The 23,899-nt window shown below is 60.8% G+C and carries 21 protein-coding genes; 20 read left to right on the top strand and 1 reads right to left on the bottom strand.

Translation table 11 applies throughout. From position 1 onward, the window contains the following. The first annotated feature begins 69 nt into the window (after positions 1-69). Complete coding sequence (gene uspC / locus ACUTSC_RS13600; RefSeq protein WP_197767951.1) at positions 70-489, top strand: universal stress protein UspC; 420 nt, start codon at positions 70-72, stop codon at positions 487-489. Between the two features lie 85 nt (positions 490-574). After that, a complete protein-coding gene (locus ACUTSC_RS13595; RefSeq protein WP_445653384.1) occupies positions 575-1,606 on the top strand; it encodes an NADP-dependent oxidoreductase in 1,032 nt (343 codons plus the stop codon). Between the two features lie 34 nt (positions 1,607-1,640). Here ACUTSC_RS13595 and pcp read toward each other — a convergent pair whose 3' ends face one another. After that, positions 1,641-2,288, bottom strand: a complete 648-nt coding sequence (pcp, locus tag ACUTSC_RS13590) for a pyroglutamyl-peptidase I (protein WP_445653383.1) — start codon at positions 2,286-2,288, stop codon at positions 1,641-1,643. Positions 2,289-2,385: 97 nt separating this feature from the next. On the opposite strand from pcp, the gene ACUTSC_RS13585 reads away from it, so the two are divergent. From ACUTSC_RS13585 to ACUTSC_RS13500, 18 genes are all read left to right on the top strand, one after another. After that, positions 2,386-3,318: a LysR substrate-binding domain-containing protein gene (locus ACUTSC_RS13585; protein WP_197767953.1), complete on the top strand. Its 933-nt coding sequence runs from the start codon at positions 2,386-2,388 to the stop codon at positions 3,316-3,318. Positions 3,319-3,830: 512 nt separating this feature from the next. Then, positions 3,831-6,170 (top strand): type VI secretion system Vgr family protein, encoded by a 2,340-nt coding sequence (locus ACUTSC_RS13580; RefSeq protein ID WP_445653382.1) that lies wholly within the window; start codon positions 3,831-3,833, stop codon positions 6,168-6,170. 10 nt (positions 6,171-6,180) lie between these two features. Beyond that, positions 6,181-6,570 (top strand): DUF3592 domain-containing protein, encoded by a 390-nt coding sequence (locus ACUTSC_RS13575; protein WP_445653381.1) that lies wholly within the window; start codon positions 6,181-6,183, stop codon positions 6,568-6,570. 101 nt (positions 6,571-6,671) lie between these two features. Continuing rightward, on the top strand, positions 6,672-7,172 hold the full coding sequence (locus ACUTSC_RS13570) for a hypothetical protein (RefSeq protein WP_197767955.1): 501 nt from the start codon (positions 6,672-6,674) through the stop codon (positions 7,170-7,172). A gap of 172 nt (positions 7,173-7,344) precedes the next feature. Next, complete coding sequence (locus ACUTSC_RS13565; RefSeq protein ID WP_445653380.1) at positions 7,345-9,897, top strand: DUF2169 family type VI secretion system accessory protein; 2,553 nt, start codon at positions 7,345-7,347, stop codon at positions 9,895-9,897. Next, a complete protein-coding gene (locus tag ACUTSC_RS13560; RefSeq protein ID WP_443002607.1) occupies positions 9,894-10,961 on the top strand; it encodes a pentapeptide repeat-containing protein in 1,068 nt (355 codons plus the stop codon). Before ACUTSC_RS13565 ends, ACUTSC_RS13560 begins: the two co-directional genes overlap by 4 nt. A gap of 30 nt (positions 10,962-10,991) precedes the next feature. Beyond that, positions 10,992-11,627: a DUF3540 domain-containing protein gene (locus tag ACUTSC_RS13555; protein ID WP_063990281.1), complete on the top strand. Its 636-nt coding sequence runs from the start codon at positions 10,992-10,994 to the stop codon at positions 11,625-11,627. Between the two features lie 16 nt (positions 11,628-11,643). Next, entirely contained in the window at positions 11,644-12,036 is a 393-nt protein-coding gene (locus ACUTSC_RS13550) for a DUF4150 domain-containing protein (RefSeq protein ID WP_004934933.1), read from the top strand. 47 nt (positions 12,037-12,083) lie between these two features. Continuing rightward, the gene (gene tagV / locus ACUTSC_RS13545; protein WP_063990282.1) at positions 12,084-12,584 is read left to right on the top strand and encodes a type VI secretion system accessory protein TagV; all 501 of its coding nucleotides are present in this window, start codon (positions 12,084-12,086) and stop codon (positions 12,582-12,584) included. 29 nt (positions 12,585-12,613) lie between these two features. Beyond that, the gene (tssJ, locus tag ACUTSC_RS13540; RefSeq protein ID WP_197767959.1) at positions 12,614-13,144 is read left to right on the top strand and encodes a type VI secretion system lipoprotein TssJ; all 531 of its coding nucleotides are present in this window, start codon (positions 12,614-12,616) and stop codon (positions 13,142-13,144) included. A gap of 40 nt (positions 13,145-13,184) precedes the next feature. Then, positions 13,185-14,531, top strand: a complete 1,347-nt coding sequence (gene tssK, locus ACUTSC_RS13535; RefSeq protein ID WP_049188445.1) for a type VI secretion system baseplate subunit TssK — start codon at positions 13,185-13,187, stop codon at positions 14,529-14,531. 3 nt (positions 14,532-14,534) lie between these two features. Then, entirely contained in the window at positions 14,535-15,755 is a 1,221-nt protein-coding gene (locus ACUTSC_RS13530; RefSeq protein WP_197767960.1) for a DotU family type VI secretion system protein, read from the top strand. After that, the gene (tssM, locus tag ACUTSC_RS13525; protein ID WP_197767961.1) at positions 15,755-19,390 is read left to right on the top strand and encodes a type VI secretion system membrane subunit TssM; all 3,636 of its coding nucleotides are present in this window, start codon (positions 15,755-15,757) and stop codon (positions 19,388-19,390) included. The genes ACUTSC_RS13530 and tssM overlap by 1 nt, the downstream gene beginning before the upstream one ends. Positions 19,391-19,408: 18 nt before the next feature. Further along, positions 19,409-20,128 carry a type VI secretion system-associated protein TagF gene (tagF, locus tag ACUTSC_RS13520; RefSeq protein ID WP_197767962.1) on the top strand — a complete coding sequence of 240 codons (720 nt, stop codon included), beginning with the start codon at positions 19,409-19,411 and terminating at the stop codon, positions 20,126-20,128. Positions 20,129-20,151: 23 nt separating this feature from the next. Beyond that, positions 20,152-21,183: a type VI secretion system protein TssA gene (gene tssA / locus ACUTSC_RS13515; RefSeq protein WP_197767963.1), complete on the top strand. Its 1,032-nt coding sequence runs from the start codon at positions 20,152-20,154 to the stop codon at positions 21,181-21,183. Positions 21,184-21,304: 121 nt separating this feature from the next. Further along, on the top strand, positions 21,305-21,841 hold the full coding sequence (gene tssB / locus ACUTSC_RS13510) for a type VI secretion system contractile sheath small subunit (RefSeq protein ID WP_047730442.1): 537 nt from the start codon (positions 21,305-21,307) through the stop codon (positions 21,839-21,841). Positions 21,842-21,844: 3 nt separating this feature from the next. After that, entirely contained in the window at positions 21,845-23,350 is a 1,506-nt protein-coding gene (gene tssC, locus ACUTSC_RS13505; RefSeq protein ID WP_019452990.1) for a type VI secretion system contractile sheath large subunit, read from the top strand. A gap of 67 nt (positions 23,351-23,417) precedes the next feature. Beyond that, positions 23,418-23,801 carry a Rap1a/Tai family immunity protein gene (locus tag ACUTSC_RS13500; RefSeq protein WP_197767964.1) on the top strand — a complete coding sequence of 128 codons (384 nt, stop codon included), beginning with the start codon at positions 23,418-23,420 and terminating at the stop codon, positions 23,799-23,801. Positions 23,802-23,899: the final 98 nt, after the last annotated feature.

Here is a 23,899-nt window from a genome sequence, read left to right as displayed (position 1 = left end):
ACGCAGTACTTCCACCAAGGCCGCCGATGCGGCAGCCTGAAACACGATGGATACAACAAGGAGTAGGATATGGGGTATCAAAACGTTCTGGTCACCGTCGCCGTTGCCCCTGACAGCCACCGCCTGGTGGAAAAGGCCGTCTCCATCGTTCGCCCTTACGGCGGCAGCATCACCTTGTTAAGCACCCTCGCCAACCCGGAAATGTACAATAATTTCGCCGGGCCGATGCTGGGCGATTTACGTTCGTTGATGGAGGAGGAAACCCGGTTGTTTATGGAGGAACTGCGTCAACGCGCCGGTTACCCGATCGCCGATACGTTGATCGTGCACGGCGAGCTGGGTGACAGCCTGGAATACGCCAGCCGCCGTCAACCGTTCGACCTGCTGCTGTGCGGCAATCATCGTGACGGCATGATGAATAAGGTCTCCTGTTCCGCCGCCCGCTTTATCAATATCAGCCATATCGACGTGCTGATCGTTCCGCTCTAAGGCTAAGCACATTCGGTAACGTTGCCTTGCCGCCCCTGGACTAGGCTTAACGAATCTTGTTTGTCGCAACGCAAAGGAGCTTTCGATGTCCCCTTCTCAACAGAACCGCCGCTTCCTGCTGGCTTCGCGTCCGCACGGTGAACCGACGGCGGCGAACTTCCGTCTCGATACTGTCCCCGTGCCACAGCCCGGCGCCGGGCAGCTGGTGCTGCGTACCGTTTATCTGTCGCTGGATCCTTATATGCGCGGGCGCATGAGCGATGCCCCTTCCTATGCGCCGCCGGTCGAGATCGGTCAGGTGATGGTGGGCGGCACGGTATCGCGCGTCGCGGTCTCACAGCATCCCGACTTCAACGTCGGCGATTGGGTGTTGGGTTATGACGGCTGGCAGGATTATGCCCTGTCCGACGGCAGCGGCCTGCGCAACCTCGGCCCGCACCTGCCGCATCCTTCCCGCCTGCTGGGCGTGCTGGGCATGCCGGGGTTTACCGCTTACATGGGGCTGCTCGATATCGGTCAACCGCAGGCGGATGAAACGCTGGTGGTGGCCGCCGCCAGCGGGGCAGTCGGTTCAGTGGTCGGCCAAATCGGGAAGCTGAAAGGCTCCCGCGTCGTCGGCGTTGCCGGCGGGGCGGAAAAATGCCGCTATGTGGTGGAAGAGTTGGGTTTCGACGCCTGTATCGATCACCGCGCCCCTGACTTTGCCGAACAGCTGGCGGCCGCCTGCCCTAAAGGCATCGACATCTATTACGAAAACGTCGGTGGGGCGGTGTTCGACGCCGTACTGCCGCTGTTGAACGCCAAAGCCCGCATTCCGGTCTGCGGCATCATCGCCCATTACAATGCCACCGGGTTACCTGCGGGGCCGGACCGTTTGCCGCTGCTGGAGGGGCTGATCCTGCGCAAACGCATCCGTATGCAGGGCTTTATCATCTTCGACGACTACGGCTCACGCTTTGACGAGTTCCTGCAACAAATGAGCAGTTGGGTCGAACAGGGGAAAATCAAGTTCCGCGAGGATGTCGTCGACGGACTGGAGCAGGCGCCGCAGGCGTTTATCGGCCTGCTTCAGGGCAAAAACTTCGGCAAACTGGTGATCCGCGTCGCCGATGAATAACCCGTAGCAGGGCGTGGCGCACCACGCCCTGCTGTTAATGTACGGCGCCGTCGCCGAATCGCACATCCTCCTCGACCGTCAGCGTCACCTGCACAATAGTGCGCACCGCTTCCACCATCGTCGCCAGCGCCATACTCGGCTTGCCCGGATGCGCCGCCGCCAGTGCATGGCTGTACGGGACATGCACAAATCCGCCCCTGACCCTCGCGTGCTGCGTCTCGAGATAGTGCCGCAGACCGTAAAAAATATGGTTGCAGTTATAGGTACCTGCCGTATAAGAGACCGCCGCCGGGATCCCCTGTCGGCACAGCTGCTGCACTGCGGCCTTGACCGGCAACGTGCTGAAATACCCCACCGGCCCGCCGGCCACCACCGGTATGTCGACCGGCTGTTTACCGGCATTGTCGGGAATGCGGGCATCGATCAGATTGATGGCCACCCGTTCCAGCGATATCTCGGCCCGGCCGCCGGCCAGGCCCAGACAAATCACCGCCAGCGGCTGCAGCGCCTCAATCGCCGCGATCAATTGCTGATTGGCCTCGCCCAACACGCAAGGCAGCTCAAGCGCCGCGATCTCCGCGCCGGCAATATGTTCACCGGCCAACGCCTGCGCAATCTGCCAGGAAGGATTCACCGCATCGCCATCGAACGGCTCAATGCCGGTGATCAAGACTTTGTTCATCATTTCCCCTGATTGAAGGCTAAATTCGTGTACTTCCAGCCTAGAGAACGCAGTATGATTCTGGAAATGGATTATCTGTATATAGAGTATTCATAAAATGAATTTGGCCAACGTCGATCTCAACTTGCTGGTGGTGTTCGAGGCGTTATATCAGACGCGCAACGTCACCGCCGCAGGCCGGCGTCTTAACCGCGCCCAGCCCTCCGTCAGCAATGCTTTGGCACGGCTGCGCACGCTGCTGAACGATCCACTGTTTGTTCGCAGCGGCGGCAGCATGGCGCCTACGCCACGCGCCCATCAGCTTATGCCGCAGATACAGCAGGTGCTTGAACAGATCCATCTGGCGTTGGCGCCCCCTGCCCGTTTCGATCCGGCCACCGCCGGGCAACGGCGCTTTACGCTGGCGGCCGGCGACTACGCCGATATTCTGCTGTTGCCCGCTATCATCAGTCGGTTACGTCAGACAGCACCCGGCATCGATATTCGCGTTTCGCGCCTGGATCGCCAAAATATTTACCGGCAACTGGATCGCGGCGAGGTGGATATCGCGCTGGGAGGGCACCTTTCCGGAGCGGAAAGCCACTATGTACGCACGTTGTTTGAAGAACATCTGGTGTGTATCGCCAGCCGTTCACACCCACAGTTGGCGGATGGCCGCTGGGATCTGGCACGCTACCTCAGCCTGCCGCATGGGCTGTACGCACCGGCAGACGACGGCTCTGCCAGGGGATTGGTCGACCGGCGCCTGGCGGAAATCGGCGGTCAACGGCGCGTCGCCGTAACCTTTTCACATATTGCCGCTCTGCCGGCTGTGGTCGCCGACAGCGATCTGATCGCCACCCTGGCCGCCAGCGCGGCCCGGCATTTTTCCGATCCACAACGCGTACGCATTCTCCCGCTGCCCGACGAGTTGGCCATCGCGCCTTTCCCCATTGAGCTGATCGCCGGCAGGCAGGCGCAACGCGACCCGGCGTTAATCTGGCTCTGTGAGCTGATAGGCCAACTCTCCTTCGCCCCCTCCCTACGTTAACGACGGCATTCGCTGCATTTTCAACCGTTCGAACGCATGTTCCAGGGCTCGCCGGTGGGCCCTGAGAGGCCTGCCAAATAGGAATCATCCGAATTAACATTCGCCAAATTTATATATTTGATCATCTTTAACTGGCAAATGGTAAGGATAAAAAACAGTCAGTGACTTTTTTTACGAAAAAAAAGAGTTGTTTTATAAACACGTTGGTTTAAGTGTTACAGATTTACTTTTTGGTATTACCAATTTCCCAATAATTTTAGATAAAAAACAATCTACTCGTATCTATATGTTTTAGATAATAAAAAGCAAGATCGTGAGCAAGTTAACGAATTGAGCATTGATCCACAAGGCTATTTTGCAAATGCAGAGCTCTATTGTAGACTGCACAAATCGTGCCTTTGTGTAAACTTTGTTAAATCTTTCGTCAGTTCCTGTCTCCATTCGTGACAGATACGCCATCGGGATCGCGCGTCAATTCTCGTGCGGTAGCTATGCCTAAAGCGGGGAATAGTATGGATCGTCTTATCATTGCGCACACGCCTTTGCCCTCCCATCAGCTGTTGTTCCGAAGCCTTTCCGGCGAGGAAAAACTGGCCGGGCTGTTCGAGTTCGACGTCGAACTGCTCAGTCCTGACAATCGGCTCGATCTGAAAGCGCTACTGGGACAAAAAATCACGCTGGAGCTGCGGGGCAATCCGCTGGCGCCGCGTTATCTCAACGGCAATATCACGCGCATGACCCTCTCCGGACGAGAAGCCGGCGGCAACCGTTACTATATCTACCGCGCCGTGCTGCGCCCCACGCTGTGGTATCTGACGCAAAACCGCGATTTTCGCATCTACCAGGAAAAGACCGTTCCCGACATCCTGACTCAGGTGCTGGGGCAGTATCAGGTGAAAATCGATAACCGCCTGAGTTACGACTACCGTATCTGGGGGTACTGCGTGCAGTACCAGGAGAGCGATTTCGATTTCATCAGCCGCCTGATGGAACACGAAGGCATCTATTACTATTTCACGCACCAGCAAGACGGCCATACGCTGGTGCTGGCTGACGCGCCGTCGGCACATCAGGAACTCGCCGGCTACGCCAGCATTCCCTATCAGCTCGCGGAAGGCGGCCTGGTGGAAAACAAAGACAGCATCAACAGCTGGAGCGTTTCTGACGCCATCACGCCCAGCCTCTATAGCCTGGATGACTACGATTTTCGCAAGCCGCGCGCGCGGTTGCTGGAGGCCCGGCAAAATCCCGTCTCGTTCGCGCAGGACAAAGCCGAGGTGTTCGACTGGCCCGGCCGTTATACCGATCACGCCCACGGCCAGTTTTACGTCAAGGTTCGCCAGCAGGAGTTCGAAGCGCAGCACGAGCAGATGAGCGGCGAAGGCAATTCGCAGGGCATTGCGCCCGGCTACCGTTTTCAACTGACCCAGGCGCCGCGTATGGAAGACAACCGCGCCTACCTGGTGGTCAGCGCGCATTACTTCATGCAGGAAAACAGCTACGCCAGCAACGATAACGATGTTGGCGAGCAGCGAACCGAATTTCAGGTCGTTCCGGCAGACATCAATTGGCGCCCGGCGCGCACCACGCCCTGGCCGAAAACCCATGGCCCGCAAACTGCCGAAGTGGTGGGGCCGGAAGGCGAAAGCATCTGGACCGATAAATATGGCCGGGTGAAACTCAAATTCCGTTGGGATCGCCACGGCAGCGGCAATGAAACCAGCTCCTGCTGGGTGCGCGTCTCCAGCGCCTGGGCCGGCTGGAAATACGGCGGGATCCAGATCCCGCGCGTGGGTGAGGAAGTGGTGGTCGACTTTATCAACGGCGATCCGGATCGCCCTATCATCACCGGCCGCGTTTACAACGAAGACAGCATGCCGCCGTGGGATCTGCCCGGCGACGCCACTAAAATGGGCTTTATGAGCCGCAGTAAAGGCGGCGGTGCCGACAACGCCAGCTTCCTGTTTCTGGAAGACTCGCCCGGCAACGAATCGTTCGACATGCATGCCGAACGCAACATGAACATGACGGTGGAGAACGACAAGAACGTCAATATTGACGGCAGTCGCACTACCACCATCGGGCGCCAGCAGGACGACACCGTCACCGGCGACGCCACGTTCCTGTACAAAGCGAAACGCACGACTACCGTCAATGGGCTGGAAACCGCCCACCTGAACGCTCACCAGACGGTGAACATCAAAGGCGGCCGCGACCTGACGATTATCGACGGCGGCGATAAAATCGACATCACCGGCAATCAGTCCTTCAAGCTTGACGGCGCGCAGACGCAAAACATTACGCAAACCCAGCATGTCACGGTGAAAGGCAACCAGACCCTCGACATTACCGAAGGGCAACAGACCAGCACCATCAAACAGGGGCAGACGGTCAACATCACCTCCGGCGGCCAGCACACCACCATCACCGCCGGCGGGCAAATTCTGACGATTGAAGCGGGCGGCCAGACCGCTACCGTGACCGGGGATGTCACCGAAACCTACAATAACAACCAGAACACGACAATAACCGGCACGCTGACCATCAAGGCGAAAACCATCGATATCACCAGCGCAGACGGCGTCTCGGTGCAAACACCGAGTTGGAAAGATAACTGCCACGGTTGGAAATGGGTGGCGACCGGGGCCAACTTTGCCTTCTACGGATCCAACCTTTCGTTGACGGCAACCAGCCTGAAACACACGATGCTGGATATCTCGCACAACCCGCTGTCGATCAGCAAAACCAATTTCAAGCTCAGTAATGATCCCATGACGTTCACTCAGCTTGGCGCGCTGGTCACCAACGGCGCCTTACGGTTGAGCACCAAGGCGCTGGCGATCTTCTTGTAAAGGGACTCCCATGTCGAAGGCCAAAAATGTTTTCACCGTTATCGGTTTGATTTTATTGGCTCCCATCCTCAGCCTGGTGGGCTTTTTCAAATTTATCACGGTCGATATCTGGGGCTATTTCAAACATATCGGTTCGTCCCTCAGCGTGATGGAGAACGGTATTTCCGCCTCAGGGCAAATCGTCAGCATTCGCCAGACCAACCTGTGGGATGGGAATCGGCCGGTCTGCGAAGTCGAAGTCAAGTACATCGCCCAAGAGGGAAAAAACCATACGGCGGTGGCGAAAGGCCCGATCAGCGTCGTGGATTTGCCGCGTTATCAGCCGGGCCATTTCATCGCGATAAAGTACGACCCGAAGAACCCAAAAAAAGCGGTGATCGAAGAGCTTTCCCGACTTTGAGCGAAAAGGATCCCTTCAACCACGCGATCCGATTTCAACGTTCTGCAAACGGCTTATCGTTCATCAGTTCGCTAAATCACCTTGCATAAGGAAGTGTCACGATGGGCGCGTTCATTGCCTTTTCGACGCAGGACAGCCTCTGGGGACAAATCCTGTTTACCTTCTTTGGCATCCTGGTTGGCTGCGTATTGCTCGCCGCGATCGGCAAAACCTTTTTGTCGGCAAGCCGAGCGGCCGCGTTGCCTGTACGGTTGCTGATCTTTGTCGCGCTGATGCTGGCGCTGCTGAAATACAACCAGCAGGTGATGTCTGCGGTGAATGCCCCCGCAGAACTGATCGGTTTCCTGATTTTGCCCGGTTTTTTGATGGGTTACCTGGGTGCGGCGCCCACCGGCAGACTGGCGCTGGCGATAGAACCGCCCTGTTTTGCAGCGCTCGCTGCGCTGTTGATTCTGGGCACCGCCGGCGTCGGTTTTTTTGCGCCCTATCACCTGGAGAGCGTCGGCCAAGTTACCGCCAAGGCGATCGCCGCAGCGTTGTCCGTGGCCGCGGTGCTGTTGGTTCGCGGAATAAACGGGAAGGACAGCGCACTGTCCTCTTGATCATCCATTTCAAAGCGGGGCTCTCCCCCGCATTAGCGATCGGCGCTTAACGCCGCATCGTTTTCTTCATCTGTTGTGACATAGCCTGATATCTATTAAACCGAAAAACGGATTGTTTTTGAGCAAGCAGCCTGGCTGCCAGCTGATATCCACAGGAAGCTTTACACACACAATGAAAGTCGTAAAACCTCTGCGCCTCAGCGCGCTTCATCGCCCCTTCTCTTGGCAAGGGCAAAACCATCTGGGCGTTTCCGTTTTGGCCTTGGCCGACATGGGGGCCTCCCCGCGCCTGCGTCCCGAACCGGAGCTGTGGCAGTTGGCCGCCGACGAACTCACGTTGAGCGGCGGCGTGCTCGATTTGGCTATTCCCAAAGCCTGCGCGGAGTTTCTCGCTACCGGCAACGCCTACACCCACCATCAACAAGACAAAACCGCTTGCGCCGTGAAGATCCAGCTGGATTCTCTGGAAAAAACGCTGGTGGTTTTCGGCGATCGCCACTGGATCAACGATCGTCCCTCCACTCCCCTCCCTTTTGCAGAAATGCGTCTGGACTGGCGCCGGGCTTACGGCGGCACCCAGTTCGCCGATAATCCGCACGGCATCGGCGCCACTCCAGAAACATTTCCGCAAGGCCGTATCCATCGCCTACCCAATGTTGAACCGCTGCAGGGGCGCCTCGCGTCTCCTCGGCAAAGCGCGCAACCGGCAAGCTTTGACGCGTTGGATATCACCTGGCCACGCCGATTCTCCCGCATCGGTAAAAACTACGACGCCGACTGGTTGAAAAATGGCTTTCCCGGCTTCGCCAACGATATCGACTGGCGCCTGTTCAACATGGCGGAAAGCGATCAGCAGTTTCCTCAACGTGATAGCTTGCCGCCCCGGGCTGCCTATCGGATTTGGAATATGCACCCTTCAGAACCGGTACAGCAAGGGCATTTGCCGCCGTGGCGCACGCGCTGCTTCATCAACCGACTGCGCGGCGGCGAAACGCATTTCGAAGAGATTGCGATGCGCCATACCACCGTCTGGTTCTTCCCGCATCGGGAACAGATGCTGTTGATCTATCAGGGTAGCGCGCGCATCAATGAGGACGATGCCGCCGACGTGATGCAGCTGATGCCGGCCCTGGAAACCGAAGGCGAGCCCCGCTCCACCGCGCATTATCGGCAGGTGTTGGCCCATCGGCTGGATAAAGAACGGGGGGCTTTACACGCTTTTCGTGAACAAGAGTTACTGCCGGAAGCGTGCATCGGCGCCTGGCTGGATACGGAAACGCCGACGCAGCAAAGCCCGATGGCGGAAAATATCGCTACCTACGAACACCAGCAACGCGAAGAGCATCGCCTGCGTCTGCTGCGTGAAGGCCGGGACATCGATGAACTGTTCCCGCTGCCGTCGCAAGAAGCGCCGCCGAAGCTGGACGAGCTCGCCGAATTCGTCGAGCGTCTGGAAAACCAGGCCGAGGCGCAGTATCAGGACATGCTCAAGCTGGCGCAAGCCGAGGGTATCGATCCGCTCAACCCTGGTGGGGATCACGTGCCGCCATCCGGTGCGGAAAGCTACCAGCAGCAGCGCGATCTGCTGTTCCAGGAGGCGCGCCAGCATCCCGACGCGTTTAGCGACAAACAGCTGGGGGAAAGCGAGCGCGCGCTGCACCAAATGTATTTAATGTCGGCACAGGCGCAAAGCCCTGCACTGCGTTTAAGCGGCGATCTGGCGCAAATCATTCGCCAACGCGTCGCCGCCGCCATGCTGCGCGATAAGGATCTCAGCGGCCTAGATCTCACCGGCGCCGATCTGTCCGGCATGGATCTCTGCCAGGCTAACTTGCGCGGCGCTTTGCTGGAAAACGCTAATCTGCGCCAAACCCAACTGGTGGGTTGCGATCTTCGCGAGGCGATGTTGGCGCGCGCCGATCTCAGCGGCGCCGTCTTGCAGCAGGCCGATCTGAGCCACGCCTCTTTGGCCCTGGCGAAATGCGAAGCGACGAATTTCGGCGGCGCGACGCTGCACGAAACCAATATTCAGCAAACGTTGCTTCAACGCTGCGATTTCACGATGGCGTCATTACGCGATTTGCTGGGATACGAAACCTTGCTCGGGCAGTGTGATTTCAGCCGCGCCACGCTGGCCAACATTACGCTGATGGAGCTGCAGTTGGAGCAGCTGACATTCAGCCACGCCCGGCTCGACAAAGTCAGCTTCGTCAAATGCCGGCTGCAGGCGGTGAACTTCGATCGGGCGCGGCTGGAAAGCTGCGCCTGGGTTGATACCGAGACGCAAAGCCTCAGCTTCCGCGCCGCACGCCTCACGGCCTGCGCCTTTGCGGCAAAGACGCTGTTGCCGCAGGCGGATTTCAGCGACGCGACGCTAAACCAGTGCAATTTGCGCCAGATGCCGTTGCAGAAGGCTAATTTCAGCCGTGCGCGCCTCGACAACTGCGATCTGTCGGAAACCCGGCTGAACGTGGCCGATTTCCGTCAGGCCAACGGCAGCGGCAGCCTGTTCATTCGCAGCGATCTGTCTCGCGCCAACCTGCGCGACGCCAATTTCATTGCGGCAATCCTGCAAAAATGCGTGCTGTCGGGCGCCGACCTGCAGGGTGCCAATCTGTTCCGGGCTGACCTGTCGCAATCCCAAGTGGATCAGGCGACCCGGCTCGACGGTGCCTATACCGCCAGGGTGAAAACCTTGCCTCGCCACAACGGGAAGGAAGTATGACCTCAAAACCTGAGCAGATACGCCAGCGCGTGAAACGCGGCGAGCTGATTGCCGGTGAGGATTTGCACGGCCTGTCATTCGCCGGTATGGATTTGGCCGGTGGCATGTTCAACGAACTGAACCTGAACGGCGTGAACTTCTCCGATTGCGATCTGCGCGACAGCGTCTTCAGCGATTGCCGGCTCGAGCATGCGCAATTTGCACGGGCGAACCTGAAGCAAACGGCCTTCAATCAGTGCGCCATGCCGGGCGGCCGCTTCAACGAGAGCCATATCGAACTGACGATGTTCAACGACTGCCGGCTTGAACAGAGCGACTTCAGCCGGCTGTCGCTCAACCAAAGCCACTGGATGTCATGCCAATTGGCCGGCGCGAACTTTTCCGCCACTCAACACGATCGCACTACCTTTTACGAAAGCCCGCTCAGCGGCGCTGCATTGAATCAGGCGCGGTTATCCCTTGTCACGTTCTTTCGCTTAAACCTCTGTGAAACAGGGCTTGAAGGGGTAGATTTCGACCGCGTCACGTTTTTCGAATGTGACCATCGAGGCAAAAGTTACGCCGGGCAGCGCCTGATCGCCTGCCAGTTTACCGATAACCAATTGGACGACGTCGATTTCAGCCAGGCGACGCTGCGCCAGAGCAATTTCAAGGGCGCTTCGCTGCGGCGCGCCAACCTGGCGGGCGTGCAGGCGCAACAGTCGCTGTGGCTGGAGGCCAACCTGACTCAGGCGCAGTGCCGTGGCGGGCAGTTCGATCAGGCGATCTTCAGCGAAGCGACGTTGGACGCCGCCAACTTCAGCCAGGCGCGCCTGTATCAATGCGTGTTCCAGCGCAGCCGTGCAGCACGCTGTGATTTCAGCGACAGCGACCTGACCTACGCCGATTTCTGTTATGCCGACATCGGCGCCGCCGATTTCCGGCGCGCGCGCTTTATGCGCACCCGCATGCATCGTGCCCACCAGCAGCAAACGCGCTGGGGCGATCGCAGCGGGATCCTCGAAAGCGACGAAGAGCTGTACGCCGCAGAAACCTGGAGCGCACAGCGCCAGAGCCGAATCTGAATGCATTGACCACTTCACGAGGGGATCACCATGAGCGTTGCCAACACAACTCGCGCCGTCAACATCGCACCGCCCCAACAGGCCGCCGGCCAGGTCGTCAACCTGTTGCCGGACGGCAGCCTGGTAGTGGAATGTGAAGGCCGCGGCTGGCATTGCCGCCGGGCGGCGAGCTGCCTGCTGACGCCGGCCCTCGGCGATAGCGTGCTGGTCGCCGGCTGCGGCCACCAGCTGTGGGCGATCGCCGTCCTTGAGCGCGCAGAACCGCAAAGCGCGGCTCGGCTCTGCGTCGCAGGCGATCTGCAAATTGAAACGCCAAACGGTTCGCTGTCGCTGCATAGCGCGCAGGCGCTGAAACTGAGCGGCGACGCCATGACGCTGCAGGCCAACAGCGGCGACTGCCACGTCGACAAAATGAAATACAGCGGCGAGGAGCTGTCGGCCTTCGTCAGCATCAGCCGCCTGGTTGGCAAACGCTGCGAGTCGCTGTGGCATTCGGTCAGCCAGATCAGCCATTCGCTGTTCCGCAAAGTGCGCCAAACCGAGCACGTGCGCGCCGGGCAGCTGGATTATCAGGCGGAAGATTACGCCCGCATTCATGCCCGCAACACGCTCATTACCTCAAAAGACATCACCAAGCTGGATTCGGAACAAATCCACGTCGGATAACCTGCGGAGGCCTTTTATGTTTGCCAACAGCCAAATGATCGGCGTGGACCTGGCGTTTCCCGACGTCTGTCTGACGCCAAGCCCGGCGCCGGTACCGGTGCCCTACCCGGATATCGCCCTGGCGCCGACCGCCATCCCGAACGCGTTCAACATTCTGTTCGTCGGCACCCCGGCGCACAACATGGCGACGGTGACGCCGCTGACCAACGGCGACAACCCCGGCGTGGCCACCGGCGTCGCTTCCGGGACGGTGATGGGGCCGTCCCGCCACCTGACCGGCGCCTTTACCGTGCTGCTCAAAGGCACCCCGGCCACCCGGCTGACCAGCCTCAGCCTGCAGAACTCCACCAACGCGCTCGGTATGCGCATCGTGCCGAGCCAATTAAAAGTGTTGCTGCTTGCGCCCTGATGACGGCGCCTTATTACACAGCCATTCAAACAAGAAAAGAGGATATTGTGAAAACACGGATTACCCTGACGCTGCTGACCGCCCTGACGCTTGCCGGTTGTTCCACCCCGCCGCCGCCGCCGCCGGCACTCAATAACGACGCCCTCGTCAGCAGTGAAGTCAACGGCGTCACGCTGCAGCACCGCGCCGCGGTAAGCGCGCCGAAACAGTTCAAGCCGATCGGTGAGGAGTACCGCAGCCTGTATGCCGCCAGCATCATGAGCAGCCCGAATTATACCGGCACCGCCGTCGGCAGCCTGGACAACGCCGCCGCGTTCTACGCGCTGGGCGAAGTGGAAAACAACTGGCTGGCGATCTCCGCCATCCGCGGGGGCGATCTGATGGGTTATATTCAGGCCAATGCCGGCGTGCCGGAAGCGCGCTACAAATCGACGCTGCGCAAAGATCTGCCGCGCCGTGCGCGCGCCGCCAAACAGGACTGCGTCAAAGTCGGCGGCGACAGTAAGGCGTGTAAAAACGCCGGCTCAGCCACCTGGATCCTCCAGTAGTCAGCACGCCTGCGGGCGACGAGATTCCCATGATGACGACCCCTATCGCTTCCCGCTGGTGCGGGATGCTGTTTCTGCTGCTGAGCGCGTTGGCGCTCGGCGGTTGCATGTCTTCCGCCAAAAGCGTGCCGTCGCGTTATAGCCTGGTGTTCGATGCCGATCGCCAGGTCAACGCCGCCGCCGGCGCGCAACCGGCGCCGATAAAAATTCGCGTACTGCTGCTGCGTTCGGATGCGGAATTCATGGATGCCGACTTCTTCAGTCTGCAAAACGACGCCAAAAGCGTGCTCGGCAACAGCCTGCTGGACAGCGATCAGTTCTTCCTGACGCCGGGCCAGACCGGCAAGAAGCTCGGCGGGCAAAGCGCGTTGGACGCGCGTTACATCGGTGTGATCGCCGAGTATCAAAATCTGGACGGCAAGACCTGGCGCATTTCACTGCCGCTGCCGGAACCCACCGAAACCAATTTCTACAAGGTATGGCAATTCTCGCCGGATGAGCTGGAAGCGCATATCGTCGCGGGCGTGAGTGGCCTGCGCCCCGTAAAAAAGGTCGACTGACCTACCGCTGCGCTGAAGCGAAGTAACTATAGGTGTGATGATGAAAGATGCTCATAAGGTTGTCTGGACTGAGGGGATGTTTTTGCGCCCTCACCATTTCCAGCAGGCGGAAAACTATCTCGAAGGCTATATGCGCAACTGGGGCCAGGCCCACAGCGGCTGTTTCTGGGGATTCCTCACCCTGGATCTGGACCAAACGCTGCTGCGCCAGGGCAAGATTGCGCTCAACGCCGCCAGCGGCATCATGCCGGACGGCACGCCGTTTCGCTTCTCCGGCGCCCAGCAGGCGCCCGCGCCGCTGGCCATCGCCGACAACAAGACCGGTGAAAACGTGGTGCTGGCCCTGCCGACCTACCGCGCGGGGCGTGAAGACGTGATCTTTCAGGAAAGCCCGGAGGCGCTGGCGCGCTATCTGGCTTACGAGAACGAAGTCGACGATCTCAACGCCGTCTCGGTGGGCAGCGCGGCGCTGCAGTTCGGCCGCCTGCGCCTGCGGCTGATGTTGGAGAGCGAACTCAACGCCGAATGGACGGCGCTCGGCGTGACCCGCGTGCTGGAAAAACGCGGCGACAACAGCCTGCGCCTCGATACCGCGCAGATCCCGCCGATGCTGAACTGCCAGGGCAACCCGGTACTGAAAACCTTCATCAACGATCTGCAGGGCCTGCTGCAACAGCGCAGCCAGCAGATGAGCCAGCGCCTGCTGCAGCCGGGCCGCGGCGGCAGTTCCGAAATGGTCGATTTCATGCTGCTGCAGCTGATCAACCGCCATCTCGGCCAGGTGAGCCACGCCTACCATCTCGATCATCTGCACCCGGAGCGCCTGTTCGCCGATTGGCTGCAGTTCGCCACCGAGCTTGCCAGCTTCTCGGCGCAGCGCACCCCGGAAGGCCGCCTGCCGGTGTATGACCACGATAACCTGGCGCTGTGCTTCGGCAAGCTGATGCTGTTGCTGCGTCAGGGGCTGTCGGTGGTGCTGGAAGACAACGCCATTCAGCTGACGCTGGTCGAACGCTCCCACGGGCTGAACGTCGCCACCGTGCAGGACGCCAAAATGATGCGCGATTTCGGCTTCGTGCTGGCGGTGCGCGCCGACGTGGCCGCCGAGGTGTTGCTGACCCATTTCCCGGCGCAGATGAAGATTGCCCCAGTCACGCGCATCCGCGATTTGGTGCAGCTGCAGCTGCCGGGCATCGGTTTGCGCACCATGCCTGCCGCGCCGCGCCAGATCCCCTATCACGCCGGCTACACCTACTTCGAGCTGGAAAAAGGCGGCGACCTGTGGAAACAGATGGAAAAATCCAGCGCCTTCGCCCTGCACCTGGCCGGCGAATTCCCGGGGCTGGACATGGAATTTTGGGCGATTCGCAGCCATACGGACCGGTAACCTATGACTCTGGAAAATAGCACGGCACCGGCGGCCAACCCGCTGGTAGATGCCGCCAACCCGCTGCTGAACGCCATTTCGCAGATCCGCCAGTCGGCCACGCACGCCAATCCGGCGCAGCTGCGCCAACAGCTGATCGACGAAATGCGCCGCTTCGAGATCCGCGGGCAACGCGCCAACCTGCCGTACGAGGTGATCATCGGCGCGCGTTATTGCCTGTGCACCGCGCTGGATGAAGCGGCGGCGCTGACCCCGTGGGGCAGCAACAGCGTGTGGTCCGGCAGCGGGCTGCTGGTAACCTTCCATAACGAAACCTGGGGCGGCGAGAAGTTTTTCCAGCTGCTGGCCAAGCTGTCGCAAAGCCCGCGCGAGCACATCAACCTGTTAGAGCTGATCAATTATTGCCTGTTGCTGGGCTTTGAAGGCCGTTACCGGGTGATGGAAAACGGCCGCTCGCAGCTGGAAACCATGAAGCAGCGCCTGCTGCAGCTGATCCGGTCGGTGCGCGGCGGCTATGCCCCGCCGCTGTCGCCTCATGCGCTGGATCTGCCGGTGCAGCAGAAGCTGTGGCGCCCGCTGGTACCGCTGTGGGCCTGCGTGGCGCTGACCGGCTTCCTGGCTTCGCTGCTGTTCATCGCCCTCAACTGGCGGCTGGGCGACAACACCAGTCCGGTGCTGGCGGCGATTTACCAAACCAATCTGCCGCAGGTGGCGATCGGTAACCCGGCACCGGCCGCGCCGCCGACGCTGAGCCTGAAAAGTTTCCTGCGCAAAGAGATCGCCGAAGGGCTGGTGGTGGTGCGCGACGAAGCGCAGCAAAGCGTGGTGATCCTCAAGGGCGACGGGCTGTTCGACTCCGCCGCCACCACGGTGCGCGCCAACTATATTCCGGTCATCGACCGCATCGCCGCCGCCATGAACGGCGTCAGCGGCAAGATCCTGGTCACCGGCTACAGCGACAACGTGCCGATCCGCAGTGCCCGTTTCGCCTCCAACTGGGAGCTGTCGCTGGCGCGCGCCGAAGCGGTCAGCGCCCGTTTGCAAAAGCACCTCGCCAACCCGCAGCGGGTCAAGGCCGAGGGCCGTGGCGAAAGCAACCCCGTCGCGCCGAACGATAACAAAGTGAACCGCGCGTTGAACCGCCGGGTAGAAATTACGCTGTTGGTCGCCCCGGAAAATACCCAGGCGGAAATCAACGGCTTGCCGCAAGGAACCGGAAAGTAATGCTCAGTACGTTATTCTCCATCATCACCAGCCGCCTGCTGTGGGGCTTTGTCGGCATCACCGCGCTGGCGTTCATCATCTGGATGATCGGCCCGCTGGTGGCCATCGGCGACTATCGCCCGCTGGAGCCGGAACTCAACCGCCAGATCGCCATCGGCGTTATCTACCTGATCTGGTTCCTGTGCCGCCTGATCCCGCGCCTTTACAGCGCCTGGTTCAACAGCCGCCTGTTGAGCAACCTGCGCGCCGCCGAAGCGGTGCCGGCTGAAGACGGCAAGCCCGAAGTTAAACAAGACGAACAGCTGGCGCAGCGCTTCGACGAAGCGGCGCAGCTGCTGAAGAAGGCGCGCTTCGCACCGGGCCAGGAGGGCGGCAAGCACCGCTGGATGACCCGCTTCAGCCGCCAATACCTGTACCAATTGCCGTGGTATGTGATCATCGGCGCGCCCGGCGCCGGTAAAACGACTGCGCTGGTCAACTCCGGCCTGCACTTCCCGCTGGCGGATCGCTTCGGCAAAGCCGCGCTGCGCGGCGTGGGCGGCACCCGCAACTGCGACTGGTGGTTTACCAACGACGCCGTGCTGCTCGACACCGCCGGCCGCTACACCACCCAGGAAAGCCAGCGCGAAGAAGACGCCGGCGAGTGGCAAAGCTTCGTCGCGCTGCTGAAAAAATACCGCACCCGTCAGCCGATCAACGGCGTGATGGTGACCATCAGCGTGGCCGATCTGCTGAGCGACAGCGCCGAAGCGCGCGCCGCCCAGGCCAGCGCGCTGCGCAAACGCCTGATCGAACTGCACGAGCAGCTGGGCATTCACTTCCCGGTCTATGTGCTGGTGACCAAAACCGACCTGCTCAACGGCTTTATGGCCTACTTCGGCAACTTCGACAAAGCACAGCGCGACCAGATCTGGGGGTTCACCTTCCCTTACGAGCGCTCGCGGCAGCCGGACTTCAATCTGAACGCCGCCTTCGAACAGCAATACGCCCTGCTGCAACAGCGGCTGGACGCGGCGCTGCCGGATACGCTGCTGATGGAGCACGACGCGCGCCAGCGCGCCGAAAGTTACCTGTTCCCGCAGGAGTTCGCCGCCCTGCGCCCGCTGCTGAGCCAATACCTGGAACAGGTGTTCGCCACCTCCAGTTTTGAAACCCGCTTTACCCCGCGCGGCATCTATTTCACCAGCGGCACGCAGGAAGGCCTGCCGTTCGACCGGGTGATGGGCGAGCTGAACCGCTACCTGCAGCTGCCGACGGCAAACTCAGGGGTGCAAGCCAACGCGGCCTGGGACAGCGTGGGCCAGGAAGCGCCGATACCGGCGGCCAAAGGCCAAAGCTTCTTCCTGAAAGAGACGCTGGAATCGGTGGTCTTCCAGGAATCCGGGCTGGCGGGCAGCAACCGCTGGTGGGAATACCGCAATCGCGCCCTGCACTGGGCAGGTTACATCGCGCTGGCGGCGATCCTGGCGGTGCTGGCGATGCTCTGGTTCACCAGCTACGGCAACAACAAGGCCTATCTGGCGGAAGTGGCCGCCAAGGTGCCCGGCGTCGAGCGCCAGGGGCAAAACCTGACGCAGTTGGGCAACGGCGACATGTTCTCGCTGCTGCCGTTCCTCAATAGCCTGCTGCACCTGCCGGACAGCCAGAACTTTTCGCTGGACGATCCGCCGTTCACCTACCGCATGGGGCTGTTCCGCGGCGATCAGGTGGGTGATGCCGGCAATGCGCTGTACCAAAAAGCGCTGAAAGAGCTACTGCTGCCGCAGGTGGCGCAACAGATCGCCACCACGCTGCGCAACGACAACCACGGCGACGCGGACTTCAGCTACGAAGCGCTGAAGGCCTATCAGATGCTGTATCTGCCGAAGCAGTACGACGGCAAATTCCTGCGCGCCTGGGTGATGCTCAACCTGCAGCGCAACCTGCCGCAGGGCAGCACGCAGAAACAGCTGCAGCAGATCGAATGGCACCTGAGTCAGCTGCTGGATACGCAGATCCAGGCCTCGCCTTACGCCAAAGACGAACAGCTGATGGCGCAGGCGCAGGCCGCCATCAATCGGGCGCCGCTGTCGCAGCGCGTCTATGGCCGCCTCAAGCGCCTGCTGCTGAAACAGACCGACATCAAGCCGGTCAGCCTGGTCGATTTGGCCGGCCCGCAGACCGAGCTGGCGTTCAGCCGCAAAAGCGGCAAACCGGTGACCGACGGCGTGCCGGGTCTGTTCACCCCGCAGGGGTACTGGAAAGCGTTCAATGAAAACATCGACCCGGTGACCGACACCCTGCGCAAGGAAGACGTCTGGGTGTTGAACAGCCAGACGCCGGAGCAGAAAAGCGCCGATCTGACCAAGACCATCCGCCAGCTGTACATGCAGGATTTCATCAGCGCCTGGGATGCGCTGCTGGGGGATATCCAACTGGCCAACATCGGCAACCTGACCCAGCGCATCAGCAGCGCGCGGCTGCTCTCCGGCAACCCGTCACCGATGCGCAACCTGCTGGTCAACGTCAGCAAAAACGTCACCCTGCGCGACGAGAAAAGCGACGCCGACTCCCGTTCGCTGCTGGCCAAAACCGAAGACAGGCTGAATCAAAACGCCAACCGCACGCTGGAAGCGCTGTTCACCAACCGGCCGGCCAACGCCGACGGCGACGTGTCGGTCCAGCCGGAACAGCTGGTGATGGCGCACTTCGCGCCGCTGCTGGAGCTGGCGCAAAGCCAGGGCGAAGGCAATAAGGCGATCCCTTTCGACAGCGTGCTGAAGCAGGTCGATGAGCTGTACAGCTATCTGACGGCGGTACAGGGCGCGGCCAACAGCGGCATGTCGGCGCCGCCGAGCGATATCATCTCGCGTCTGCAGGCCGAATCCGGCCGCTTGCCGGTGCCGTTCAAACAGATGCTGCTGTCGCTGGCGATCGGCGCCAGCAGCGACACCCAGCGCAAAGAGATGGAGAACGTGAAAAAGCGCATCAGCTTCGAGGTCGGCAGCTTCTGCCGCCAGGCGATCGCCGGCCGTTATCCGCTGGTGGCCCGGGCGCGCCAGGACGTGACGCCGGACGATCTGGCGCGCATGTTCGCGCCGAACAGCGGGCTGATGGACAGCTTCTTCCGCGATAATCTGCAGGGCAAGGTCGACACCACCCGCGCCAACTGGCGCTTTACCCCCGGCGTGGACGGCAAGACGCTGCCCGGCGGCGAAGGCATCCTGCGTTCCTTCCAGCAGGCGCAGCGCATCCGCGACGCCTTCTTCGCCAACGGTACCGCGACGCCCTCCTACCGCGTGACCGTGCGGCCGGTGCGGATGGATAACGATATCCTCAACCTGACGCTGGATATCGACGGCCAGCTGTTCAAATACAGCCACGGCCCACAGGTGCCGCTGGTGGTCAGTTGGCCGGGCACCCGCAATACCAACCAGGTGCATTTGCAGCTGGCGCTGGCCAACGGCACCACCGCCAGCCTGGTGACCAGCGGGCCGTGGGCGCTGAACCGCCTGGTGGACATGGCGCAATCTTCGGGCACCGGCGGTCTCGGCCGCCAAGCGACGTTCAATCTCGACGGCCATCGCGTCACGCTGGAGTTCACGCCCAACAGCATCCGTAATCCGTTCCAACTGCCGGCCTTCTCGTGCCCGTAGCCCCGAAAGGACATGATCATGAGCACTGATTCAAGCGCCCCGACGAGCCTCGGCTGGTACGGCAAACTTCCTTCCGCCGGCGACTTCCTGCAGCGCCGCCTGCCCGATCCGGTGGTCAACAACTGGGCCCACTGGTTCCATAACGGGCTGGTGAATTTGCAGCGCGATGTGCAGGGGCCGAACGGCCACCCGTTCAGCAATGCACCGGTGTGGAACTTCGTGATCCCCGCCACGCTCGGCAGCCCGTACGTGCAGATGGGTTGCCTGTTGCCGGCGCGCGATCGCGTCGGGCGACGCTACCCGATCTGCGCGCTGCGCCTGTTCAGCCAACAGGATTGGCGGCCGCAACAGCTGAACATGGCGGCGAGCTGGTACCAGCAGCTCGGCCATACCCTGCTGAACGGCGTGCGCAACGGTTTCTCCGCCGAGCAGATCGACCGCACGTTGCAGGCTATTCCGGCGCTGCCCAGCCCGCCGGCGGAAGCGGATTCAGAGATATTGTCGATTATCGGTTTTCAGCATCCGGACGTGCCGGGCCTCGGCTGGCAACAGGCGGCCGACTGTTTCGACCCGGCGCAGTACACCAGCTTCTGGTGGACCAATCAGGCCGACGGACACCCGCTCTACACTCACGTGCACAGCGGCAACCTCACCGTGCAGCTGTTTTCACTGCTGTTCGAGCCCAACGGCTGGGCACGCCCCGGCCGCGGCGGCCAGTACCCGCAAATGTTTGATTAACATCGTTCGTTGAAGGAAATTCTATGGCTATCGACACCGATACCCTGCTGGCCCCGGTCGACGCGGACAATCCCTGCGGCGACAACCTGGAATACGACGCCGACTTTCTGGCCATGGCGCGCGCCGCCACCGGCAAGGCCGAACAACAGTTCGGCAGCACGATCATTCCGGAAGAAGCACCGGATTGGGTGCAGGTCGAACGCCTCGCGACCTCGCTGCTGGCGCGCACCAAAGACCTGCGCGTCATGCTGTATCTCACCCGCGCCTGGACCCAGCTGCGCGGGTTGCCGGGCTACGCCGACGGGCTGACGCTGATCCACCAGTCGATACTCCGTTACTGGGATGCTCTGCAACCGGCATTGGAGTTCGACGGCGAAGCCGACCCGCTGTTTCGCATCAACGCGCTGGCCGACCTTGGCGACAAAGCCGCGCTGGCCGCCAGCGTGCGCACCGCGCCGCTGCTGAAAAGCGCCGCCGGTGAAATCTCGCTGCGCGATGCCGGTGCCCTGCTCGACGGCAGCAAGCAGGAGTGCCCCAACTTTCCCGGCGGCCGCGCACGGCTGCAGGATGAGCTGGCGCAGCAGGGCCGCCCCGAAGGCGCACTGGTGACGCACATTGCCAACACCCTGGGCGCCATTCGCAGTGAAGTGACCCGCCATCTGGGGGAAAGCGCCCTGCCGGAAATGAGCGCGCTGACCAAGGTCTTTTCCCTGGTGGCGCTCGCCGGCCAGAGCGATGCCCCGGCCGCCGCCGAACCCGACGCCCCGCCGGACACCGCCGCCGTGCAACCACCCGCTGCCGTGCAGAGCGCCACCACCCCGCTCAACTGGCGCAGCGCGCAGATTCAGTCGCGCGACGACGCCCAATTGATGCTGGACAAGGTGAAAAACTATTTTCGTCTTCATGAGCCGAGCCACCCGGCGCCGCTGATGATCGATCGGGTCCAGCGGCTGATTACGCTGGACTTTATGCAAATCGTCCGCGATTTGGCGCCCGATGGGCTTAACCAACTGGAGACCATTCTCGGTCGCCCCGACCACGAGGAGAACAGCTAGCCGCCGACCTTTGTTCTCTTGACGCATCCGATACCGTCTGCCCCGGCGCAGACCCGAATCAGAACCTGACTCTCCCAGCCGGACGAGGCGCGTTCCCAATCGCCATTAGATGGAGTAAATCATGTCAAACTCGAAATCCCGCAGCGGGCAGAAATTCATCGCCCGCAACCGCGCGCCGCGCGTACAGATTGAATACGATGTCGAAATTTATGGCGCAGAGCGCAAAATCCAGCTGCCGTTCGTGATGGGCGTGATGGCGGATCTGGTGGGGAAAGCGGTCGATCCGCAAGCCAGCGTGGAAGAACGCAAGTTCATGGAGATCGACGTCGACAACTTCGACGAGCGCATGAAATCGCTGAAGCCGCGCGTCGCTTACCAGGTCGACAACACCCTGACCGGCGAAGGCAAGCTGAACATCGATCTGACCTTCGAAAGCATGGAAGACTTCTCCCCTGCCGCTATCGCCCGCAAGGTCGACTCGCTGGGCAATCTGCTGGACGCCCGCACCCAGCTTTCCAACCTGCTGTCTTATATGGACGGCAAGAACGGCGCCGAAGAGCTGATCTCCAAGATCCTGCAAAACCCGGCGCTGCTGCAATCCCTGACCGACGCGCCGAAGCCGGCGGTTAACGACGACAACAACGAGCGTGAGGATTAATCGATGAGCAACTCGCCTCAGCAACAAAATGCGTTGCAGACCACCGAGACTTTTTCCAGCGATGAATTCAGCGCGCTGCTGAACAAAGAGTTCCGGCCGAAGACCGATCAGGCCAAAGAAGCGGTCGAGAACGCGGTAAAAACCCTGGCGCAACAGGCGCTGGAAAACACCGTCACCGTCTCTTCCGACGCCTACCGCACCATCCAGGCGCTGATCGCGGAAATCGACGAAAAGCTGTCGCAGCAGATCAACCAGATCATTCACCACGACGACTTCCAGAAGCTGGAAGGCGCCTGGCACGGCCTGCATTATCTGGTCAACAACTCCGAAACCGACGAGATGCTGAAGATCCGCTTTATGAGCATTTCCAAGCAGGAGCTGGGCCGCACGCTGAAGCGCTATAAAGGCGTGGGCTGGGACCAGAGCCCGATCTTCAAGAAAGTCTATGAAGAAGAGTATGGCCAGTTCGGCGGCGAGCCGTTCGGCTGCCTGGTGGGCGACTACTACTTCGATCACAGCCCGCAGGACGTGGAGCTGCTGGGCGAAATGGCCAAGATCGGCGCCGCCTCACACTGCCCGTTCATCGCCGGCACCGCGCCGAGCGTGATGCAGATGGAGTCCTGGCAGGAGCTGTCCAACCCGCGCGATCTGACCAAGATTTTCCAGAACACCGAGTACGCCGCCTGGCGCAGCCTGCGCGAGTCGGAAGACGCGCGCTACCTGGGCCTGGTGATGCCGCGTTTCCTGGCGCGCCTGCCCTACGGCATCCGCACCAACCCGGTGGACGAGTTTGACTTCGAAGAAGAAACCGACGGCGCGACCCACGGCAATTACACCTGGACCAACGCCGCCTACGCCATGGCCGCCAACATCAACCGTTCGTTCAAAGAGTTCGGCTGGTGCACCGCCATTCGCGGGGTGGAATCCGGCGGCGCGGTGGAAAACCTGCCGTGCCACACCTTCCCGAGCGACGACGGCGGCGTAGACATGAAGTGCCCGACCGAGATCGCCATCAGCGATCGCCGCGAAGCCGAGCTGGCTAAAAACGGCTTTATGCCGCTGGTGCACCGCAAAAACTCCGACTTCGCCGCCTTTATCGGCGCGCAGTCGCTGCAGAAGCCGGCGGAATACTACGATGCCGATGCCTCCGCCAACGCCCAGCTTTCCGCGCGCCTGCCGTACCTGTTCGCCTGCTGCCGCTTCGCGCACTACCTGAAGTGCATCGTGCGCGACAAAATTGGCTCCTTCCGCGAGCGCGACGACATGGAACGCTGGCTGAACGACTGGATCATGAACTACGTGGACGGCGATCCGGCCAACTCCTCGCAGGAAACCAAGTCGCGCAAACCGCTGGCCGCGGCGGAAGTGCAGGTGGAAGAGATCGAAGACAACCCGGGCTATTACAGCGCCAAGTTCTTCCTGCGCCCGCACTACCAGCTGGAAGGCCTGACCGTCTCCCTGCGCCTGGTGTCGAAGCTGCCTTCGCTGAAGCAAAACGACGCGTCCTGATGGACTGAAGTCAGGCCGCGATAATGCGGCCTGGCTGATACATCAACCTCATCACAGGGAAAGAAAGATGAAGACAAAACGGTTTTATCTGGCATCGCTGTTGGCTGTCGTCTGCTCGCTCTCCGCCGCGCCGCCAGCTTTCGCAGAGCAGACATCGATAGCGCATTTGACGTCCGATGATGTCAATCTGCCAGGCAGCGACTTTTTCCGTTTCTATCGCAGTGCAGATAAACAGGAAAAAGAGAAAGCGCGGATTTATTTGCTGGGCGTGCTGGACGCGACGGAAGGAAAAAGCTGGTGCCAATACAGCCAGCTACAAACCGTCACTCTGCAGGAGTTTGTGTTCGAATTCTTTAATAAACTTCCCGCTGCGCGCCTGCACGAAAGGGCTGCCTCCCTGATTGAAGAGGCTCTGGCGACTCGCTTCCCCTGCAAAGGAGGCAAAGCATGAAACCTTTATATCGTCAGCTTATCGTAGGCAATCCAGATCACACGTGGAATCAAGATAACGCGAAATAATTAAGCATTGAGCCATTAGCACTTAATAGT

Source organism: Serratia sp. TSA_105.2 (assembly GCF_052692115.1).
Note: the sequence above shows the minus strand (reverse complement) of the source record. Positions and strands in the feature narration are given on the sequence as shown.

Coding starts and splice junctions, on each gene's coding strand:
- ACUTSC_RS13575 (WP_445653381.1), top strand. CDS start 6,181: ATGTCGAAGGCCAAAAATGTTTTCACCGTTATCGGTTTGATTTTATTG.
- ACUTSC_RS13550 (WP_004934933.1), top strand. CDS start 11,644: ATGTTTGCCAACAGCCAAATGATCGGCGTGGACCTGGCGTTTCCCGAC.
- uspC (WP_197767951.1), top strand. CDS start 70: ATGGGGTATCAAAACGTTCTGGTCACCGTCGCCGTTGCCCCTGACAGC.
- ACUTSC_RS13500 (WP_197767964.1), top strand. CDS start 23,418: ATGAAGACAAAACGGTTTTATCTGGCATCGCTGTTGGCTGTCGTCTGC.
- ACUTSC_RS13565 (WP_445653380.1), top strand. CDS start 7,345: ATGAAAGTCGTAAAACCTCTGCGCCTCAGCGCGCTTCATCGCCCCTTC.
- ACUTSC_RS13585 (WP_197767953.1), top strand. CDS start 2,386: ATGAATTTGGCCAACGTCGATCTCAACTTGCTGGTGGTGTTCGAGGCG.
- tagF (WP_197767962.1), top strand. CDS start 19,409: ATGAGCACTGATTCAAGCGCCCCGACGAGCCTCGGCTGGTACGGCAAA.
- ACUTSC_RS13580 (WP_445653382.1), top strand. CDS start 3,831: ATGGATCGTCTTATCATTGCGCACACGCCTTTGCCCTCCCATCAGCTG.
- ACUTSC_RS13560 (WP_443002607.1), top strand. CDS start 9,894: ATGACCTCAAAACCTGAGCAGATACGCCAGCGCGTGAAACGCGGCGAG.
- ACUTSC_RS13530 (WP_197767960.1), top strand. CDS start 14,535: ATGACTCTGGAAAATAGCACGGCACCGGCGGCCAACCCGCTGGTAGAT.
- tssB (WP_047730442.1), top strand. CDS start 21,305: ATGTCAAACTCGAAATCCCGCAGCGGGCAGAAATTCATCGCCCGCAAC.
- tssM (WP_197767961.1), top strand. CDS start 15,755: ATGCTCAGTACGTTATTCTCCATCATCACCAGCCGCCTGCTGTGGGGC.
- tssJ (WP_197767959.1), top strand. CDS start 12,614: ATGATGACGACCCCTATCGCTTCCCGCTGGTGCGGGATGCTGTTTCTG.
- tssA (WP_197767963.1), top strand. CDS start 20,152: ATGGCTATCGACACCGATACCCTGCTGGCCCCGGTCGACGCGGACAAT.
- tssK (WP_049188445.1), top strand. CDS start 13,185: ATGAAAGATGCTCATAAGGTTGTCTGGACTGAGGGGATGTTTTTGCGC.
- tssC (WP_019452990.1), top strand. CDS start 21,845: ATGAGCAACTCGCCTCAGCAACAAAATGCGTTGCAGACCACCGAGACT.
- ACUTSC_RS13570 (WP_197767955.1), top strand. CDS start 6,672: ATGGGCGCGTTCATTGCCTTTTCGACGCAGGACAGCCTCTGGGGACAA.
- ACUTSC_RS13555 (WP_063990281.1), top strand. CDS start 10,992: ATGAGCGTTGCCAACACAACTCGCGCCGTCAACATCGCACCGCCCCAA.
- ACUTSC_RS13595 (WP_445653384.1), top strand. CDS start 575: ATGTCCCCTTCTCAACAGAACCGCCGCTTCCTGCTGGCTTCGCGTCCG.
- pcp (WP_445653383.1), bottom strand. CDS start 2,288: ATGAACAAAGTCTTGATCACCGGCATTGAGCCGTTCGATGGCGATGCG.